This window comes from Stenotrophomonas sp. YJH_SMC_82 (genome assembly GCF_059368875.1).
Genome location: NZ_JCAFSE010000001.1, coordinates 204203 through 223365, shown reverse-complemented (window position 1 = coordinate 223365; position 19163 = coordinate 204203). Strand labels below are relative to the sequence as shown.

At 67.7% G+C, this 19163-nt stretch carries 13 protein-coding genes; 6 read left to right on the top strand and 7 right to left on the bottom strand.

Features of this window, described 5'->3' with window-relative positions; all coding sequences use genetic code 11:
- Window positions 1–277 precede the first annotated feature (277 nt).
- The 3 genes from AC5P53_RS00945 to AC5P53_RS00935 form a co-directional block, all read right to left on the bottom strand.
- Window positions 278–1633: a Gfo/Idh/MocA family protein gene (locus AC5P53_RS00945; RefSeq protein WP_032958828.1), complete on the bottom strand. Its 1356-nt coding sequence runs from the start codon at window positions 1631–1633 to the stop codon at window positions 278–280.
- A gap of 65 nt (window positions 1634–1698) precedes the next feature.
- Window positions 1699–4674, bottom strand: a complete 2976-nt coding sequence (locus AC5P53_RS00940; RefSeq protein WP_241887292.1) for a TonB-dependent receptor — start codon at window positions 4672–4674, stop codon at window positions 1699–1701.
- Between the two features lie 132 nt (window positions 4675–4806).
- Window positions 4807–8166 (bottom strand): TIM-barrel domain-containing protein, encoded by a 3360-nt coding sequence (locus AC5P53_RS00935; RefSeq protein WP_495227052.1) that lies wholly within the window; start codon window positions 8164–8166, stop codon window positions 4807–4809.
- Between the two features lie 321 nt (window positions 8167–8487).
- Here AC5P53_RS00935 and AC5P53_RS00930 point away from each other — a divergent pair, with 321 nt between their 5' ends.
- From AC5P53_RS00930 to AC5P53_RS00905, 6 genes are all read left to right on the top strand, one after another.
- Entirely contained in the window at window positions 8488–9642 is a 1155-nt protein-coding gene (locus tag AC5P53_RS00930; RefSeq protein ID WP_049405400.1) for an SIS domain-containing protein, read from the top strand.
- A complete protein-coding gene (locus tag AC5P53_RS00925) occupies window positions 9635–10573 on the top strand; it encodes an ROK family protein (RefSeq protein WP_495227051.1) in 939 nt (312 codons plus the stop codon). The genes AC5P53_RS00930 and AC5P53_RS00925 overlap by 8 nt, the downstream gene beginning before the upstream one ends.
- Window positions 10574–10589: 16 nt before the next feature.
- Window positions 10590–11924: a D-tagatose-bisphosphate aldolase, class II, non-catalytic subunit gene (locus AC5P53_RS00920; protein WP_049442012.1), complete on the top strand. Its 1335-nt coding sequence runs from the start codon at window positions 10590–10592 to the stop codon at window positions 11922–11924.
- Between the two features lie 33 nt (window positions 11925–11957).
- Complete coding sequence (locus AC5P53_RS00915) at window positions 11958–12734, top strand: DeoR family transcriptional regulator (protein WP_014038836.1); 777 nt, start codon at window positions 11958–11960, stop codon at window positions 12732–12734.
- Window positions 12731–13846, top strand: a complete 1116-nt coding sequence (gene nagA, locus AC5P53_RS00910; protein WP_046433040.1) for an N-acetylglucosamine-6-phosphate deacetylase — start codon at window positions 12731–12733, stop codon at window positions 13844–13846. Before AC5P53_RS00915 ends, nagA begins: the two co-directional genes overlap by 4 nt.
- 192 nt (window positions 13847–14038) lie before the next feature.
- The gene (locus AC5P53_RS00905; protein WP_241887290.1) at window positions 14039–15817 is read left to right on the top strand and encodes an MFS transporter; all 1779 of its coding nucleotides are present in this window, start codon (window positions 14039–14041) and stop codon (window positions 15815–15817) included.
- A gap of 52 nt (window positions 15818–15869) precedes the next feature.
- On the opposite strand, the gene AC5P53_RS00900 is transcribed toward AC5P53_RS00905, so the two are convergent.
- The 4 genes from AC5P53_RS00900 to AC5P53_RS00885 form a co-directional block, all read right to left on the bottom strand.
- Window positions 15870–16340, bottom strand: coding sequence for a SecDF P1 head subdomain-containing protein (locus AC5P53_RS00900; RefSeq protein ID WP_180834995.1), 471 nt, complete (start codon window positions 16338–16340; stop codon window positions 15870–15872).
- Window positions 16337–16888, bottom strand: coding sequence for an HdeD family acid-resistance protein (locus tag AC5P53_RS00895; RefSeq protein ID WP_014648758.1), 552 nt, complete (start codon window positions 16886–16888; stop codon window positions 16337–16339). The genes AC5P53_RS00900 and AC5P53_RS00895 overlap by 4 nt, the downstream gene beginning before the upstream one ends.
- Window positions 16889–16946: 58 nt before the next feature.
- Window positions 16947–17642 (bottom strand): ComF family protein, encoded by a 696-nt coding sequence (locus AC5P53_RS00890; RefSeq protein WP_049442014.1) that lies wholly within the window; start codon window positions 17640–17642, stop codon window positions 16947–16949.
- Window positions 17643–17735: 93 nt separating this feature from the next.
- The gene (locus tag AC5P53_RS00885; protein WP_014648760.1) at window positions 17736–19076 is read right to left on the bottom strand and encodes a chloride channel protein; all 1341 of its coding nucleotides are present in this window, start codon (window positions 19074–19076) and stop codon (window positions 17736–17738) included.
- Window positions 19077–19163: the final 87 nt, after the last annotated feature.

The following is a 19163-nucleotide window of genomic DNA, read 5'->3' as shown; positions in this document are numbered from 1 at the left end:
CGAGAACGTGGGGCAGCTGCCTCACCACGTCATGCTTCGGATCGTCCCTGGTCCGGAATGCGGCCATGACCGCACGGGGAACGTTATCTCCGATGTGGTTTACACATTCAAGTCAGAAACTGTGGAGTGGGTCGGATTTCAGAGTTTTCTGATAAAGCGAGCGACCGACCGAACAAGCAGCCGGGCGTGGGCTCGGCTCTACAAGGCGAATGCTTCCAGAAACGGAAACACCGGGCAGTGCCCGGCGTCTCCGTCACAGCGTGGAAGGGTGTAAACCTCAATACTTACCGTCGAACGCGAAGATCGGCTTGCGCGTCTTCCACGCACCAGCAGTAAAGTCCGGGAACTCCAGCGTCTGGAAGCTGTTGGCGATCGACTGCTCGCTCAACGGGGTGATCGCACTCCAGGTCACCGCGTCGTAGATGTCGATAGGCATCGGTGCCTTGGCCTTCAGTGCTTCAACAAATGCATGGATGACGAACCAGTCCATGCCACCGTGGCCGGCGCTGGCGGCGGTGTCGGCATTCTGCTTCCACAGCGGGTGTTCGTACTCATCCTGGTACTTCTTGAACTCCTCCCACTGGTGCGGCGGGCTGCGGCCTTCGATGTGGATCGAATGGTTGACGTCCATCCACAGGCCCTTGGTGCCCTGCACGCGGAAGCCCATCGAGTACGGGCGCGGCAGCGAGGTGTCGTGCTGCAGCAGGATGGTCTCGCCGTTCTCGCAGGCCAGCGTGGTGGTCACGATGTCGCCGAGCTTGAACTTCACCTTGGTGCTGGGGTGGGTGGTGCCGCCACTCTTGGCCACGGTGTATTCGTGCAGGCCACGCGCCTTGGTCGCGAAAGCGTTGATGTGGGTGAAGCGGTTGCCACGGTTGATGCCGGTGTACATCGCGCACGGGCCGATGCCGTGGCTGGGATACAGCTCGCCATTGCGTTCCACCGAATGCTCGGTGCGCCAGCGTGCTTCGCTCCAGCCCTTGGGACCGAACTCCACGCCGCTGTCGTACGGCTGGTTCGGGTCGCCGGAATTGAACTTCACGCCGCGCAGGTCGTGCTGGTAGCCGGCCTGCAGATGCACCAGCTCGCCGAACAGGCCCTGGCGCACCATCTGCAATGCCGCCATCACGTCGCGGCGATAGCAGACGTTTTCCAGCAGCATGTACGGGGTACCGGTGCTCAGTTGCGTCTTCAGCACGTCCCAGTGGTCCTGCAGGGTGATGCCGGCCACCACTTCGCAGCCGACGGCCACACCGGCCTGCATCGCGGCAATCGCCATCGGTGCGTGGTATTCCCACGGCGTGGCGATGATCACGCCATCGATGCCCTTCTGTTCCAGAAGTCGCTTCCAGGCGTTGGTGTCGCGGTCCTGGCCATAGGTCTTCGGCGCGGGCTTGCCGGCCTTCGCCACCATCTCTGTGGCACGGCCGAGCATGATCGGCTCGATATCGCAGACGGCAACCACTTCGACGTCGTCGCGACGCACCAGTTCCTTCAGCAGCACCAGCCCGCGCATGCCGGTGCCGATCATGGCCAGGCGCACCTTGCGCCCGCGTGCCCATGCCGGGGTCTGCGGCAGCAGGCTGCTGGCGGCGACAGCGGCGCTGGCCGCGATGAATTCCCTACGCTTCATGGCAAACATCTCTCCTCTTGGCAGCGTGCCGGCCGCAGCCGGCACGCCAGGTCACGCAAACGGAATTACTTGAACCGGTAGCCGATGGTCACACTGTAACCACGGCCGAAGATGGTTGCGTAGTCACTGGAGTCACCCAGGAAGCTGTTCGGGTCGTAGAACGGCAGGCGGTTGAACAGGTTCTTGACGGTGAAGCTCAGGTTCCACGCATCGTCCGGGCGCCAGGTGACGCTCATGTTGGCGGTCCACCACGACGGTGCACCATCGCACTTGCTCTTCTGCAGGGCCAGGTAGCCGCCGGTGCAGGTTTCCTTGTTGTTGCTCTCTTCGTCGATCTGGTCGGTGGCCCACTTGGTGCCGCCGACATAGTTGACGAACATGCTGGTGGTCACCTGCTTGTAGGTCCAGTCGGCATTGAGCGTGGCACGCAGGCGCGGGTTGTTGTAGTAGCCCACCACGTCGCCGTAGTACCAGCCGTTCTCGGCGTCCATGTAGAAGCGGTTGCGGTTGGCGATGGTGGCGGCCAGGCCGATGTTCAGGTTGCCCCAGTCACCCAGCGAGAAGCGGCTGCGCGCGTCGATGTCGAAGCCGTCGATCAGGGTCTTGCCGCGGTTCTTGTACTGGCCCACCACGCTGGCCACGTTGCCGGCGGAGTAGCCCGGCAGGTTCGCCGGGCAGCTCACACCGCTGGCCGGATCGGCGCACATCGCCGCCAGCTGCGCCAGGTTGGCGCGGTCACTATCGGTGATCGGCGAGCGCGACATCGAGATGATGTCTTCCATGCGGCGATAGTCCGGCGCGACGATTTCATTGTTGCGGTAGATGAACCAGTAGTCGGCCGACACCGACAGCCAGCTGGCCGGCTCGTAGACGAAGCCGAGGGTGGCGATCTTCGCCTTCTCCGGCTTCAGGTCCTTGTTCGGCTGGGTCATGCGCGCCACGGTGCGGCTGCAGTCGACGTTCAGCAGGGTCTTGCCGAGGTCGACGTCACCCGGCCGCTGCGACTTCAGCAGCAGGTTGGCGATGGCGTTGGTCTCGCCGCAGCGCAGTTCGTCACGGAAGCCACCGAGCTGGGCGAACACGCCGCCGTTGCCGGACTCGGCCAGGCTCGGTGCGCGGAAGCCGGTGGAATAGGTGCCGCGCAGCATCAGCTGATCGAACGCCTGGTACTTGAAGCCGATCTTCGGCGCGATGTTGGCGCTGAAGTTCGGGTACTTGTCCACGCGCACCGCCGCATCCAGTTCCAGCTTGTCGGTGATCGGCGCCACGGTCTCGGCGAACAGCGCGTAGGTGTTGCGCTTGCCGTCGAACCACGAGCCGCCCTGCTGGGTGATCAGGCCATTGGCCGCATCGGCGTTGCCCGGGGTGTAGAAGGTCTCACGGCTGGCGTTGAAACCGAACGCGGCGCGCATCTCGCCGGCCGGCAGCTGGAACAGCGGTCCTTCGATCTTGCCGTCCAGGGTATGCAGGCGGGTCCACGACTGGATGTCGAAGGTCGGGAACGCTTCACGGATCAACGCGGCGTTGGCTTCGCTGATCTCGCCGAACTTGTACGCCGGATGGTCGGAGATGATCACCCGACCGGTGCCCGGATCGATCGTGTACGGGCCGAACGCCTTTTCGAAGCCCTTGGTGTTGACGTTGATCGTCTGGTAGGTGGTGGAGTGGGTACCCGCGCTGGCGAAGGCGGTTTCCCAGTTCCAGTCACCCACATTGCCACGTGCGCCGGCCAGCACCCGGTAGCTCTTGTCGGTGTTGCGCTGGCCGAAGTAGTTCGGACCGGCATCCTGCAGCAGGTAGTTCAGGCCGACCACCCCGCCCATCATCGCCTTCAACTGCGGACTGGCATGGTTGTATTCGTTGTTGGGGCCCAGGAACGGGTACAGGAACTGGTTGACGGTGTTGCCGGTATTGCGCGAGAACCAGCTGGTCGGGTTGCCGGTGGTGGTGCCATAGGTGCGCGGCGTGCCACCGTTGGCGCGCAGGTCGATGTCGGTATAGGTCGCCTCGGCGAAGATCTCGGTGTTGTCACCGACCAGGAAGGTGCCGTTGAGGTAGGCGGTGTTGCGCTCGGACTTGGCGCCGGCATCGATCTCGTTGTTCATCCAGGTTTCCCAGACGCAACGCGGGCCGGCCGCTTCACTGGTCAGCACGTTCCTGCAGCCCGGCGCAGCTTCCTGCACGCGGCGGCCGGTGACCGGATCGAAGGCGAAGTAGGTGCCCGGGTTGAACTCGCCCGGCTTGCTGCCCACGCCCAGGCGCAGGTTGTTGAGGTAGTTCGGGTTGTTGACGTAGTACTGGTCCGGACGCTTGTCGTAGAAATCGCTCAGCGGGATCGCGTCGCGGCGGTACATGTTCACCGCGCCGTAGATGTTGAAGCGGTTCTCGGCCAGGTCGCCGAAGCCGGCGGTGATGCTGGCCTGGCGTTCGCCGTAGGAGTCGATGCGCGAGGAGGTGTCGTTGGTGAAGCTGACCTCGGCACCCTGGAAGTTGCGCTTGGTGATCACGTTGATCACGCCGGCCACCGCGTCGGTGCCGTACACCGCCGAGGCACCGTCGGTCAGCACTTCCATGCGCTCGATGGCCGCGGCCGGAATCGCATCGATGTTGACGAACTGGGTCTGGAAGCCGGCCGGGGCACCGTAGTACGACAGGCGGCGACCGTTCAGCAGCACCAGCGTGCCCTGGGCACCGAGGCCGCGCAGATTGGCCTGCGAGGCACCGTCGGAACCGGTGAACAGCGAGCGCGCGTCCTGCTGCGCCGGGCGGGCGGCCGGCAGGTTGTCGAGCACCTGCAGCAGCGTGCGCGCACCCATGTTCTGGATGTCCTGCTTGCTGATCACCTGCACCGGCGAGGCGGTTTCAACGTCGGTGCGGCGGATGTTGGACCCGGTGACCTCGATGCGGGCCAGGTCGGTGGCCTTGTCCTTGCTCTCTTGGGCGAAGGCAGGAACGGCGACCGACAGCAGCACGCCGGCGATGGCCAGCGTCAGCGGAGCGATCGAGCGACAGGGGGGGCGGTGGTGGCGGGCGGGCAACATCGGGGTTCTCTCCTGGCAGGGGTGCGGCGCAAAAAGTGAGCGCGTGGGCGTTCGGCGGGCAAAACGCTCCCGGGCCACGGCCATGAGGGCCGTGGTCGGATTGGGCGGGGGAGGAGCGGTGTTACGTAGGGGTCATGGGGCGACGATGCTGGCGGAGTCGCCCTCCTGGCCGATCAGTACGGCGTTGGCCCAGTTGGCGCAGACCTGGGCGGGTTGGCTGCCCTGCGCACCCAGCGTGCGCAGGCTCAGGGTGGAAAGGCCACGGATGTCCAGCTCCGGCTTGACCACGCCGGGCGCCTTGACCAGGCCGCTGTCGTACAGCAGGCGGTTGTCACCCCAGACCTGGAACTGCAGGCCGCCGGCGCTGCGGCAGGCGTCGTCGATGCCGAGGTCGGCACGCAGCAGGTGCCAGCCGCCCTGCAGGCGCAGGTCGATGCGGCTGCTGGCGCCGACGCCCAGGCCACGGCGGAACTGCAGGCCGTTCATGCGCATGCCGGCGTCGCCACGGAAGGACTGGTCGGTGCGCACCTGGCTGGCCAGCGCGGCCGGCACCGGCAACTCGGAGAGATAGCGCTGCCGGGCCGGTCGCTCCGGTTCCTGGTGTTCAAGGATGTGGAAGGTGGACAGGGCGATCGGGCCGACATCGCGCGGCTGCAGTGCATCGAACGCGCGGGCGCTGCCCTGTGCGGCGGTGACCATCGGGTCGGTGCTGCTGGCGCCGTCGCCTTCGGGGTTCTGCACGCTCAGCACGCGGAAGCGCAGCAGGCGGCCGGCGTGGGCCGGGAAGTCGATGCGCTGCACGCCTTCCTTCAACTGCAGGCGGCCACGGGCGATCGGCTCGCCCCACTCACCGTTGCTGTCGCCCAGGTAGACCTCATAGTCACGTACCTGCCCGTGCTTCCAGTTCTTGTCATTGCGTGGCGCAATGTCGATGCCATCGATCATCTTCCGCTCGCCGAAGCCGATCACCCACTCGTGGGCGCCGGTGCGCACGGCCTGGTTGCGCACGCTGCGGAACCAGGTGGCCGGATCGTCGTCGAAAGCATTTTCCAACGCATGGCCAGGCTCTTCGGCCGGGCGGTTGACCACCAGCAGGCTGTCGGCCGGCAGTTCGCGGCCCAGCACCGGTGCGGCCGGATAGGCATCATCGGTGGCTGCGGCAGCGACTGCGAAGTCCAGCTGCAGCTGCAGTGGCTGGCGGATATCCTGGGTGGCAGTGCGCACATGCACGGTGCCGCGGCGGTCCTTGGCATCGAAGTACCAGCCCTCGTTGGCGCTGTTGAAGGCGGCAGCATCGGCCAGCGCCGGCAGCGCGCGGCCACCGGCCTGCACCGCACGTGGTGCCTGCCGGCTGAGTACGCGCAGGCCGTAGCGGCGCTGCGCCAGCTGGCCGTTGTACTGGCCCTGCACGGCGTCGATCTGCACCTGCACCGGGCCACTGCCCTGCGCCGGCGCCTGCACGCGGATTACCTGCGTGCTCGACTCGCCCTGCTGATAGCGGCGCGTGTTGCCATCGTCTTCGTACAACGTGTACTGCGAGTCGCCCTGCGGGTACAGGTCGAAGGTCACTTCATCGAGCGGTTTTTCGCCATCGAACAGCATCGACGGGTACATCGGCAGGATCGCACCGGCACGCACGAACACCGGCAGCGTGGCCAGGTCCACCTGGCGGTCGAGCTGGCGGCCATCGGCGGCGGCCTGCACGCGACGGCCATCCCAGTAGTCGATCCAGCCGCCGGCCGGCAGGTGGATGTCGCGGCGCCAGCCACGGCTGGCGGCCTGGCTGCGGTACACCGGCGCCACCAGCAGGTCGCGGCCGAGCAGGAACTGGTACTTGTAGGTTTCATCCTGCGCATGCGGATCGCGCGGGTTGTCCCACATAAGGCCACGCACCGGCGGTGCACCGGTCTGCGCGGCCTCGTGCACCAGCCCATACATGTATGGCGTCAGGCGCATCTTCAACTTCAGGTAGTCGCGGTTGATGCTGCGGTAGGGCTCGTCGTACCACCACGGGTGCTTGCGCGCGTTCGACGACCAGCCGCTCATGCCCATCAGCACCGGCGTGAACGCCTTCCACTGCAGGTCGCGGGTGAAGGTCTCGGCGCTTCCGCCGAAGATCGCATCCACATCGCCGCTGGCGTAGGCCATGCCGGACAGGCCCGAACCGACCAGGGTCGGCACGTGCCAGCGGATGTAATCCCAGCTGCTGCTCTGGTCGCCGGTCCATGCCACCGCGTAGCGCTGGATGCCGGCCCAGCCCATCACCGTCCACAGGAACGGGCGCGAATCGGAATTGTCGAGGATGCCGTTGAATGCCTGGCGGTTGGCGTCCATCGCGAACTGGTAGCCCTTGCCGGTCCAGGCCACGTCCAGCTTCTGCACGCGGCTGCCGGCCTTGCCCACTTCCCACGCGATCTTGTCGACGCCGTTCTCGGTCCACAGGCCGGTGCGGAAGCCGTACTTGGCCAGGCCCTGCACGGTTTCCGGCAACTGCTTGTAGCCGCAGCCGTAGCCATCGTTGGGCAGGATCCAGCCACCGGGCATGTCGTGGGCGCGGTACTGCTTGGCCACGCTGTCGATCACATCGGGCGTGGTGCCGGTCGGGCCGTCGCTCCAGCCTTCGGGCACGGTGCCGGGCTTCCTGCTGTTGTCGCCGTCGTTGTAGCAATCGGCATCGCCGTAGGACAGCGCCCAGCGCGCGACCATGTTGGGGCGGCCGGTCAGCTGGGTGTAGCGTTCGATCAGCTTGGGCAGGTCGGCGCCCACGAAGTAGTACGCATCGAAGCGGTCTTCGCGATGCAGCAGCGTGGCCTGGTCGCTCTGGCGCAGGTCGTAGCTGCCATCGCTCCATGTATTGCGCAGCATGCCCCAGCCACGGCTGCTCAGCAGCATCGGCGCCGGGCTCGGCCGATCACCTTCTTCCCAGCCGCCGGAATAGGACACCTCCAGCTCGCGGCCCTTGAACTGGTAACGGCCGTTCTGCTGGCCACCACCGAAGTAGCCCTCATCGGCCTGCGAGGACAGCACCTGCACGCTCTGCGTGGCATCCAGGTCCAGCGGTTGCAGTTCCTGCCACAGCGCGGTGGGCTGGCCATTGTCCAGCCGTTCCAGGCGCAGGCGCAGCGGCTGCCGCTGTACATGCAGTACCAGTGCCTCGGTACGCACGCGGATTTCCTGTGCGTCTTCTTCCAGCTGCGCCTGCACGCTCGCCTTGGGCTGCGGCAGCACGATCGGCGCGGCCTTGTCGCCGGCGCCGGTCAACGTGCCGTTGCGGCCGGCCTGCACGCGGATGATGTCGGTCGCCGGCAGTTCAATGCGGATGCGCGCGCCCTTGTCGGTCTGCAGGTCCCAGCCCTGCACGCCGTCGCGGCTGGCGCTGGCGCGGACGGTACGCAGGTTGCCGACCGGCTCGGCGCGGGCCGTCATGGACGCCAGCATCAAGGACGGCACCAGGGCCAGCATCAGCGGCGAGCGACGAACGCAGTTTTCCACGCGGACTCCCAACCCGTTCACCGGGCGTTTCGAAAGCGGTTGGGCCGACTCTAGGGCAGCGATTCGAAAGATGTCAACAAATTGAAAGGAAAAAGGAAGATATATTCCATTGAAACGAAAGTTGCTGCGCCGCAATACTTTGTGTAAGCGCTTGCAGGCGCCTGTTAAGCATTGTGCGATACGGAATTCCGTCGGTCCTTTCGTTTTTCCCGGCATCGCGGGCAAGGCAAAGCCACCCACCTTTTTCTTTCTTTTTACTTTCGATGTTTGACATTTCGAAAGAAAACGCAGATGGTGCGCTGGCCCAACTGGAACCTCCGAATGGACGTCACCCTGCTTTCCGATGTGTCCGCCTGGCAGCGCCTTGGCGGAGCCGATACCGCTACCGAAATCGCCCAGCAGCCTGCGCTGTGGGAAGCCCTGGCACAGGACCTGTCGCGTGCCCGCGACCGCCTGCAGGCCTTCCTCGGCGACAGCCTCAACGATCCCAACCAGCGCGTGCTGTTCACCGGCGCCGGCAGCTCCGGCTTCATCGCCGAAATGGTGGCCGACGCGATCAACGCGCAATGGCCCGCCGAGGTGCGCGTGGTGCACACCACCAGTCTGCTGACCCACCCGGCGCTGTACCTGCAGCGCGACCGTCCGACCCTGCTGGTCTCGTTCGGCCGCAGTGGCTCCAGCCCGGAGAGCGTGGCGGCGGTGGACCGCGTGCGCAGCGACGTGGATGACGCGCGCTTCCTCGACATCACCTGCAACGCCGATGGCGAGCTGGCCCGCCGTGGCGCCGGCCGTGCCGACACCTGCACCCTGCTGATGCCGTCGGCCAGCTGCGACCGCGCCTTCGCCATGACCAGCAGCCTGACCTGCATGCTGCTGGCCGCGCTGACCGTGTTCGATCGTTCGCCGTGGGATGCGCGCGTGACGCGCCTGAAGCAGATCGCCGCGCTGGCCCGCGAAGGCCTGGCGCAGTGGGATGCACCGGTGGCGACACTGGCGCAGCGCCCGTTCAACCGCATCATCTACCTCGGCAGCGGCCCGCTGGAAGCACTGGCACGCGAGTGCGCGCTGAAGGTGCTGGAGCTCACCGCTGGCCGCGTGCTGGCGCTGGCCAACACACCCCTGGGCTTCCGTCATGGCCCGAAGTCGACGCTGGATGGCAACACCCTGGTGGTGGTGCTGCGCAGCGTGCAGCCGCTGGCGCGCCGCTACGAACAGGACCTGCTGGAAGAACTGCGCCGCGACGGCGTGGCCGGCCAGGTGCTGGCGATCGGTCCGCATTCGGACATCGGCGCCGACGACGAATACACCCTCACCGTGCCGGCACTGGACGATCCGTGGCTGGCACCGGTGTGGCTGGGCTTTGCGCAGCTGTTCGCACTACAGCGCTCGGCCGCGCTGGGCCTGACCCCGGACAACCCGTTCCCGGACGGCACCGTCAACCGCGTCGTCAAGGGCGTCACCATCCACCATGGCTGAGCTGATCGCCCACGCCTGCTACGGCATCGACATCGGCGGCACCAAGATCGAGCTGGTGGCGTGCGATGTGGCGATGCAGGTTACCTGGCGCCGCCGCGTGGCCACCCCACAGGGTGACTACGACGGTTTCCTGCAGGCAGTCGTGGCGCTGGTCGCCGAGGCCGATGCCGCACTGGGCCGCAGTGATGCGGCGATCGGCATCGCCCTGCCCGGCGTGCGCGACCGCCGCAGCGGCCGCCAGCTCAGCGCGAACGTGCCTGCGTTGACCGGCCACAGCGTGGCCGCGGACCTGCAGGCGCGGCTGCAACGCCCGCTGCATTTCGGCAACGACCTGCAGTGTTTTGCCCTGTCTGAAGCACACGGCGGTGCCGCCGACGGCTACCCCAGCATGTTCGGCGCCATCCTCGGCACCGGTGCTGGCGGTGGTTTCTGCGTGCAGGGCCGCCTGCTGACCGGTTTCAACGGGCTGGCCGGCGAATGGGGCCACTGGAGCGTGCCCGGTCATCTGCTGCAGCGCCACGGCCTGCCGCTGATCGACTGCGCCTGCGGCCTGCAGGGCTGCGTGGAGCGTTATGTGTCCGGCAGTGGCGTGGCGATGATCGAGCGCCACCTTGGTGGCAGCGCCGCCGACGCCAGCGCGGTGATCGCCCTGGCCGAAGCCGGTGATGCCCGCGCGCGCAAGGCGCTGGACATCCATCGCGACCTGCTCGGCCACAGCCTGGCCGCGCTGGTGCTGGCGCTGGACCCGCACGTGATCGTGCTCGGCGGCGGCCTTTCGCAGTACGCGCCGCTGTACCAGCACCTGCCCGCCGCCATCGCCGCCCACCTGTTCAAGGGTGTGCAGGTGCCACCGGTCGTGCCGCCACGCTTCGGCGATGCCGGTGGCGCACGTGGTGCCGCCCTGCTCGCCTGCCAACCCTCGTTTTCCTGATGTCCGGAGCCTGACCATGTCCCCGTTGCAGACCCTGCTTGCTTCCCACCGCGCCGGTGCCAATGTCGGCCTGTACAGCGTCTGCTGCAGCAACGAGCAGGTGCTGCGCGCGGCCATGCACGTGGCACAGGCACATGGCACCGTGCTGCTGGTCGAGGCCACCTCCAACCAGGTCGACCAGTTCGGCGGCTACACCGGCATGACCCCGCCGCAGTACCGCGATTACGTCGGCGCCCTGGCCGATGAGGAAGGCTTCCCACGCGAACGGCTGATCCTGGGCGGCGACCATCTCGGCCCGAATGCCTGGCAGAAGCGCCCGGCGGCCGAAGCGATGACCCACGCGCGCGTGCTGATCGAAGCCTACGTCGCCGCCGGTTTCCACAAGATCCACCTCGACTGCAGCATGTCCTGCGCCGATGACCCGGTGCCGCTGCCCGATGCCATCGTCGCTGCACGTTCGGCCGAGCTTGCCGAGATCGCCGAACGCACCGCCGCCGAACACGGCCTGCCGCCGCCGGTCTACGTGATCGGTACCGAGGTGCCGATTCCCGGCGGCGAAGCCTCGCTGGCCGAAGGCCTGCAGGTGACCACGCCGGCTGCCGCCGCGCAGACCCTGGCCATCCACCAGCAGGCGTTCGACACGCCACAGCTGCGCGATGCGTGGCAGCGCGTGATCGCGATGGTGGTGCAGCCGGGCGTGGACTTCGACCACAGCAGCGTGCATGAGTACAACCCGGACGCCGCCCATGCGCTGGCCGACTTCCTCGAGCGGCAGCCGCGCATCGTGTTCGAAGCACATTCCACCGACTACCAGCGCGAAAGCGGCCTGCATGCGCTGGTACGCGACCACTTCGCCATCCTCAAGGTCGGCCCGGCGGCCACCTTCGCCTACCGCGAGGCGCTGTTCGCGCTGGCCGCGATCGAGGCCGAACTGCTGCCGGCCACACAGTGCTCTCGCCTGCCGCAGGTGCTGGACGAGGTGATGGTGGCGCAGCCGAAGTACTGGCAGTCCTACTACCAGGGCGATGCCGCCGCGCTGCGCCTGCTGCGCCGTTATTCCTTCAGCGACCGCTGCCGCTACTACTGGGGCGAGCCGGCGCTGGTACAGGCGGTGCAGACCCTGTTCGCCAACCTGGAGCAGCATGCGCCGCCGCTGGTGCTGCTCAGCCAGTACCTGCCGGAGCAGTACCGCGCCGTGCGCGAAGGCAGCCTGGCCAACACCCCCACCGCGCTGGTGCAGCACCGCATCGGCCTGTGCCTGGGTGAGTACGCCCGTGCCTGCAGCGCCAACCAGGCCGGACCCCGCACGCAGAACGCAGGTTCGGCTGCCGGCGTTCCTGCGAACGGCTAATCTCTACCTTTTCCCGCAAAACCGAGAATGGCCATGCGCAACACCCGCTCCCGCCGGCAACAGATCCTGCAGCTGCTGATCGAGCACGGCTCGGTGCAGGTGGCCGATCTGGTCGAGCGCTTCGGCGTGTCGGCGGTGACGATCCGTGCCGACCTGACCCACTTCGAATCGCAGGGCCTGGCCAACCGCACCCACGGCGGCGCGACCCTGGTGCGCACGCCGCCGCAGGAACAGGACATCCATGAGAAGGACGCGCTGAACCTGCCACTGAAGGAATCGATCGGTGCGCGCGCTGCGCGCCTGGTGCAGCCGGGCGACAACATCATCATCGATTCCGGCTCGACCACGATGACGCTGGCCCGCCACCTGCGCGCGCATCGCGACGTGACGGTGATGACCAACGGCCTGAACATCGCCTGGGAACTGGCCAATGCCGCGGGCATCACCGTGCTGCTGACCGGTGGCCTGCTGCGCCAGCAGTCGCTGTCGCTGCAGGGCAGCCAGGCCGAAGCCAGCCTCAACTCGTACAGCTTCGACACCCTGTTCCTGGGCGTGGACGGCCTGGACCTGCAGTTCGGCCTGACTACCCACGACGAGGCCGAAGCCCGCCTCAACCACCGCATGGTCGAGCGTGCGCGCCGCATCGTGGTGCTGACCGATGCCTCCAAGTTCGGCCGCGTCAGCCTGCACCGCATCGCCCTGCTGGACCAGATCCACGCCATCATCACCGACGCCGGCATCGACGATGCAACCCGCGAAGGGCTGCAGCGGCTGGGCATCGAAGTGATCATCGCCGAGCCCACCGCATGACCGACACCCGCACCCTGCATGGCCGCATCCTCACCCCGCTGGGCTGGCGGCGCGGGCACGTCCACTTCGATTCACGCGTGCGCCGGCTGCAGGTGGACGACCACAGCGGCGCCGACGACCTGCAGCTGCCGGTGATCCTGCCCGGCTTCGTCGACCTGCATGTGCATGGCGCGGCCGGCGTGGACCTGATGCAGGGCGGCGACGTGGCACGCACCATCGCCCGCACCCATCTGCGCTTCGGCACCACCACGCTGCTGGCGACCACCATGACCGCCGGGCTGGACGAGATCGAGCACGCGCTGCACGGCGTCGCTGCGGCAATGGCGGCGCCTGATACCGACGCCGCCAGCATCGTCGGCGTGCATCTGGAAGGACCGTTCATCAGCCCGCAGCGGCTGGGCGCACAGCCCAATCGCACGATCGAGGCGACGGTGGCACTGGTGCAGCAGCTGCACGCGCTGGCGCCGATCCGGGTGATGACGCTGGCACCGGAGATCGGCGAGCACACCGCGTTGATACCCGCGCTTTCGGCGATGGGCATCCGCGTGCAGCTGGGCCACAGCGCCGGCACCTACGAGGAGGGCGTGGCGGCGCTGCAGGCCGGTGCCTCCGGTTTCACCCATCTGTTCAACGGCATGACCGGCGTTGACCACTATCGCCCGGGCATTGCGGCGGCGGCGCTGGCGCATGCGCAGTACGCCGAGATCATCCCCGACCTGCAGCACATCCACCCCGGCGTTATCCGGCTGGCCGCGCGCGCGATCCCGCGCCTGTACGCGGTGACCGACGCGACTGCCGCCACCGGCATGCCCGACGGCGAGTACGCGCTGGGCGAGCAGCGCGTGCACAAGTGCGGCGGCTGCGTGCGCCTGGCGACGGGTTCGCTGGCCGGCAGCGCACTGACCATGGACCAGGCGCTGCGCAACCTGGTGCGCGTCGGCCTGGACCTGGCCGACGCCTCGCAGCGGGTTTCCACCTTCCCGGCCGACTATCTGGGCCTGGGCGATCGCGGCCGCATCGCGCCCGACGCCCGCGCCGACCTGGTGGTGCTGGACGCCGAACTGCGCCTGCAGCAGGTGGTCATTGGTGGGCGCGTGGTCGATCTGACCTGACGCAAGCGATGCGGCCCGGATGCCGCGCGGGCTCCCTGTAGAGCCGAGCCATGCTCGGCTCACCGCGCGAAGCGCGGCATGGGGAACCTCGATATCGGAACGGAAAGCAGCCGAGCATGGCTCGGCTCTACAGAATGCACTCTGCGACGAACCGCCGCCGGGCCTGGCCCGGCGCTACCACAGGAACTGCCGATGACTGCAAGCACCGCCCCGCGCTGGCCCGTACGCTACCTGCTCTTCATCGGCGGCCTTGGCGGCCTGCTGTACGGCATCGACATCGGCATCATCGCCGGTGCCCTGCCCTACCTGGAGGCAACGGCCAGCCAAGCCTGGCAGCTCAGCAGCCAGCAACTCGGCTTCGTGGTGGCGGCGGTACTGCTGGGCAGCGTGCTGTCCTCGCTGTTCGCCGGCATGGTCGCCGACCTGATCGGTCGCCGCGGTGCGATGCTGCTGGCCGGCCTGCTGTTCACCGCGTCGATTCCGATCATGGCGCTGGCCTCGGGCTACACGCCGCTGCTGCTCGGGCGGCTGCTGCAGGGCATCAGTGGCGGCCTGATCGGCGTGGTGATTCCGCTGTACCTGGCCGAAGTGCTCAGCCCCGAGCGGCGTGGACGCGGTGCGGCGATGTTCCAGCTGCTGCTGACCATCGGCCTGGTGTTGGCGGCACTGATCGGGCTGTACCACGCACATGCGGTGGATGCCGCCGCCGAAGCCGTGCGCTCGCTGCCACTGGCGCAGCAGGCGCAGGAACTGTTCACGGTGAAGGACCAGGCCTGGCGCACCATCTTCTGGAGTTGTCTGGCGCCCGGCCTGCTGTTCTGTGCCGGCATCTTCTGGCTGTCCGAATCGCCGCGCTGGCTGGTGCGCCGCGGCCGCGTCGATGATGCCCGCCGCAGCCTGCAGCGGGTGCTGCCTGCTGCCGACGTGGAACCCACCCTTGCACAGATCCAGGCGCCGGAATCGAGCAGCAGCGACGGCAAGCGCGACCCACTGCTCAGCCGACGCTACGTGGTGCCGTTCGTGCTGGCCTGCGTGGTGCTGGCCTGCACCCAGGCCACCGGCATCAATTCGGTGCTGGCCTACGCGGTGAACATCCTCAACCAGGCCGGCCTGTCCGGCTCGGTGGCCAACGGTGCCGACGTGGCGATCAAGCTGCTCAACGCGGTGATGACCGTGGTCGCGCTGCTGCTGGTCGACCGCAAGGGCCGCAAGTTCCTGCTGATGCTCGGCAGCGGCGGCATCTGCGTGGCCCTGCTGGCTGCCGCCACGCTGTTCTTCCAGGCCGAGCGTGGCCGCGCCGACGTGCAGCCGCAACTGCAGGCGGCGGTCAGCGGCGACGGCCTGCGGCTGGTGCTGGACGACGCACAGTGGCAGCGCCTGGGCGGTGGCATAAACAGCGAAGGCCGGCCGATGCAGCTGACCGTGTCGTACGCCTACGGTGACTTCACCAATGTGCGCGCCCTGCGCAGCGACAGCCTGACCGACCGCGAGCTGCGCATCGAGCGTGCCGGGACCGTGCAGCCGGACAGTGTGATCGGCGCGTTCTTCCGCAAGCTGCATCTGAACCCGTTCGCCGACCCGGCCAAGGCCGCACAGGCACCGCTGCGCATCGAGCAGGCCCGCATCGGCCCGGTGCCGCCGCCGGCGCATGGCTGGGCGGTAGCCGCCTGCATCCTGGTATTCGTCGCGTTCTTCGCGGTCGGCCCCGGCGTCTGCGTGTGGCTGGCACTGTCGGAACTGATGCCCAATCGCATCCGCTCCAACGGCATGAGCATCGCCCTGCTGATCAACCAGTTCGTGTCGACCACCATCGCGGCGATCTTCCTGCCCACGGTGGGCCACTACGGCTACGCCAGCATGTTCCTGTTCTGGGCGGCGTGCACGTTCGTGTTCTTCCTGGTAGCCGCGTTCTGGCTGCCGGAGACCAAGGGCAAGTCACTGGAGGAGATCGAGGCACGGTTCGCACGGTAGCGGTCGACCTTGGTCGACCTCCGCGCGTAGCGCGGTGGTGTTGGCGCGCCCGTCACTGACCGGTGATGTGCCTGGCCAGCGCCTGCGCCTCGGCAATGCTCGGCAGCCCGCTCAGCATCATCGATTCCCCGAAGGGGCCTTTCACCGTCGCCACCATCAGCACGCGGCCGTCCACGCTGATCGCCGCGCGCTGGCCCACCAGGGCCGAGGTGCCATCGTGGATGCGCTGATGCGCTTCTGGCCGATAGCGGATCTGCAGGCCTGGCTGCTTGGCATCGTCCAGCACGTAGCGCACATCGGCGATGTCCGCACTGCCGGCAATCGGCGGCTCGCGCAGGGCCAGGGTTTCACCTTGCCAGTGCGCCGGAGTGCCGTTGCCAGCCGCATCGACCGCGCTCAGGCGCACGTCCACGCCGGCGCGCGGCGCATGATCCTTGCCTGCCAGCGCACCGGGCGTGGCACCCGGCATGCATCCGGCCAGCACCAGCGCCGCGCCCAGCAGGAGCGGACGCGCGCCCCTCATTTCAGCTTCCGCAGCTTGAACGCCACCAGCACCTGCAGCAGCCCGTACAGCAGGCTGCCAATGCCGATCCACAGCGTGGTCACCGCCACGCCTGCGTATGGATTGGCCGCGAACAGCAGCCCCAGCACCACCGCCAGCACGCCACTGAGGATCAGCAGCCACTCGCCCTGGATCTGCTTGCGCACGCGGATCGCGAAGACGATGCGATAGATGCCGGCTACCAGCAGCCACGCCGCCAGGAACAGCACCAGCACGCTGGCGGTGGCCAGCGGGTTGATCACCGCCAGGATGCCGAAGCCCAGCGAAGCGATGGCATACAGCGCCAGCCAGCCGCGCGAGGCGCCGCTGCCACCACTGATCAGTGCGAACAGGCTGATGACCCCTTCGATGATGGCCATCACGCCCAGCGTCCAAGCCAATGCCATGGCTGCGGACAGCGGCCAACCGATGGCGATGATGCCGAAGCCGAGCGCGACCAGGCCATACAGCAGCAGGATCCACCAGCTGCGGCCAACCGCTGACAACAAGGGAGACAAGGGGGAATTCATGGTCACTCCTTCGATCCGGAACCGGGTTCATCCTAGCCCGTTGCGATGAAGGGAGCGATCACGGCACCCGCGCGCACACCCATACCCGCACCTCTCTGGCGCCCACGCAGCGCAGGGTTTCGGCGATTTCCATCACCGTGCTGCCGGTGGTCATCACGTCGTCGACCACGGTCAGATGCGTGGGCACCGGCCCGTGGACATCGAACGCATCGAACAGGTTTTCCCTGCGCTGTTCGGCCGTGCGTTCGGACTGCGGTGCGGTGTGCCGCCGCCGGTACAGCCCCTGCCAGACCGGCAACGGCAGCAGCCGGCAGAGCTCGGCAGCCTGGTTGTAGCCGCGCTGGCGCAGGCGCCGGCGGTGCAGCGGCACCGGCACCAGCGGCGGGCAGGACCAGGGCGGTGGTGCGCGCTGCATCAACTGCGCCAGCAGGCGACCGGCCGCCAGGTCCTGATGGAACTTGTAGCGCAGCAGCAGCTGGTCCACCGGCGGCAGGTACAGCAGGCTGGCGTGCGTGGCCGTCTGCGGTGGTGCTTCCTCGCGGCAGCTGCCGCAGACGATCAGGGCCTCATCCGGCAACGGCAGTGCACACCGCAGGCAGGCGCGACCGGCCCAGGGCAGTCCGGCGAGGCAGGCGCGGCACAGATCGAGATCATCATGGCCCGGATCGCCGCAGACCAGGCAGCGCAGTGGCAGCAGGACACCCAGCAGTGCGCGGGAGACACGGGTTGCCGAATGCAGGAGATCAATACGCATTGCCCATGCTTCATCGCGCTGCCCATGTGCGGCCATCGGCGAAGCACCGATCGCAGTGTCGGGACTGCCCGCAACTGCAGAGGGTGCTGCCGATCAGGAAAGGCGTCCGCCCTGCCCAGGCCCGGTTGATGCAACGGCCGACGCCGTCAACACCTCCGCCAACCCACGATAGATCGGCACCCGGCATACCAGACCGGACACGCCCCGCGCGATCAGCACCGTGGCCAGGATCGGCAGGAGCAGATCGCCGCTGTCGGTCAGCTCCAGCGAGATCACCGCCGAGGTCAGCGGTGCCTGGGTGACGCCGGTCAGGTACGCGCACATGCCCAGCAGCACGAACGCGCGCGGATCCACGCCCGGCATCAGCACCGCCAGGTTGTGGCCCAGCCCCGCACCGACCGCCAACGCGGGCGAGAACAGGCCGCCGGGTATGCCGGCCACGTACGATGCCAGGTTGGCCAGCAGCTTCATCAACCCGAACTCGTGGCCGACCAACGCCTGCCCCTGCACCAGGCTGCGCGCCTGCTCGTAGCCGGTGCCGAACGCGCCGTCGCCGAACGTCAAAGCCAGTGCCACCACCGCCAGGCCGCAGCCTGCGGCCAGCAGCACCGGATGCCGCTGGCGCAGCTGGCCCAGCCAACGCGGGCGGCCCGCCGCACTGGCCAGCACCGCGCGCGCGAACAGGCCGCCCAGCAGCCCGGCCACCACGCCGCACAGCAGGATCGCCAGCCAGCCCTGCCCCAGCGGCAGCCGCGCGCTCACATGGCCGAAGTAGGTGTAGTTGCCAAGCAGGCCCAGCGACACCACGCCACCGACGATCACCGCCGTCAGCAGGGTGCCGGAGAAGCGATGCTCGAAACGGCCGCTGAGCTCCTCGATGGCGAATACGATGCCAGCCAGCGGCGTGTTGAACGCCGCGGCAATGCCCGCTGCACCACCGGCCAGCAGGAAGTGCGAGAGCTCGCGAGGATCCTTGAAGCCGAACCAGCGGCCGAACAGGTACATCAGGCTGGCACCCACATGCACCGTGGGACCTTCGCGTCCGACGGACGCGCCGCCGAGCAGCGACAACGAGGTCAGCAGCAGCTTGCCGGCTGAGACCGCAGGCGAAAGATTGGTCTTCCGGAATGGCTCATCGGGCTTGTCCAACGCAGCGATGACCTGCGGAATGCCGCTGCCCCGCGTGGGCTTCAGCACGCCACTGGTCAACCAGGCCAGCAGCGCGAAGATGCCCGGCGTGAGCAGCAGGGCCCACCACGGCGAGTGCGCGGTGATGCGCTGGAACAGATGGAAGGCCGCGTCGCTGGCCTTGGCGAACAGGATGGCCACCAACGCCACGGCCACCGCGCCGCCCCAGAGCGCGGCACGGCGGCGCCAGGCCTCGCTGAGAACCAGCGCGGTGATGCGGCCGCGGAGGCGATGGAGATCGGTCATGGGGCACAGTCTGCGCGCCAGCGCTTGCGTTGGGCAGCGGTTATTGTGGCTGCAGGCCTTGCAGGATGCGGTGAAACGCGCGAGTGC

What these genes read in the sequence shown, in the direction of transcription:
- AC5P53_RS00945 (WP_032958828.1), bottom strand. Translation starts at nt 1,633, where the DNA reads ATGAAGCGTAGGGAATTCATCGCGGCCAGCGCCGCTGTCGCCGCCAGC.
- AC5P53_RS00940 (WP_241887292.1), bottom strand. Translation starts at nt 4,674, where the DNA reads ATGTTGCCCGCCCGCCACCACCGCCCCCCCTGTCGCTCGATCGCTCCG.
- AC5P53_RS00930 (WP_049405400.1), top strand. Translation starts at nt 8,488, where the DNA reads ATGGACGTCACCCTGCTTTCCGATGTGTCCGCCTGGCAGCGCCTTGGC.
- AC5P53_RS00925 (WP_495227051.1), top strand. Translation starts at nt 9,635, where the DNA reads ATGGCTGAGCTGATCGCCCACGCCTGCTACGGCATCGACATCGGCGGC.
- AC5P53_RS00920 (WP_049442012.1), top strand. Translation starts at nt 10,590, where the DNA reads ATGTCCCCGTTGCAGACCCTGCTTGCTTCCCACCGCGCCGGTGCCAAT.
- AC5P53_RS00915 (WP_014038836.1), top strand. Translation starts at nt 11,958, where the DNA reads ATGCGCAACACCCGCTCCCGCCGGCAACAGATCCTGCAGCTGCTGATC.
- nagA (WP_046433040.1), top strand. Translation starts at nt 12,731, where the DNA reads ATGACCGACACCCGCACCCTGCATGGCCGCATCCTCACCCCGCTGGGC.
- AC5P53_RS00905 (WP_241887290.1), top strand. Translation starts at nt 14,039, where the DNA reads ATGACTGCAAGCACCGCCCCGCGCTGGCCCGTACGCTACCTGCTCTTC.
- AC5P53_RS00900 (WP_180834995.1), bottom strand. Translation starts at nt 16,340, where the DNA reads ATGAGGGGCGCGCGTCCGCTCCTGCTGGGCGCGGCGCTGGTGCTGGCC.
- AC5P53_RS00895 (WP_014648758.1), bottom strand. Translation starts at nt 16,888, where the DNA reads ATGAATTCCCCCTTGTCTCCCTTGTTGTCAGCGGTTGGCCGCAGCTGG.
- AC5P53_RS00890 (WP_049442014.1), bottom strand. Translation starts at nt 17,642, where the DNA reads ATGCGTATTGATCTCCTGCATTCGGCAACCCGTGTCTCCCGCGCACTG.
- AC5P53_RS00885 (WP_014648760.1), bottom strand. Translation starts at nt 19,076, where the DNA reads ATGACCGATCTCCATCGCCTCCGCGGCCGCATCACCGCGCTGGTTCTC.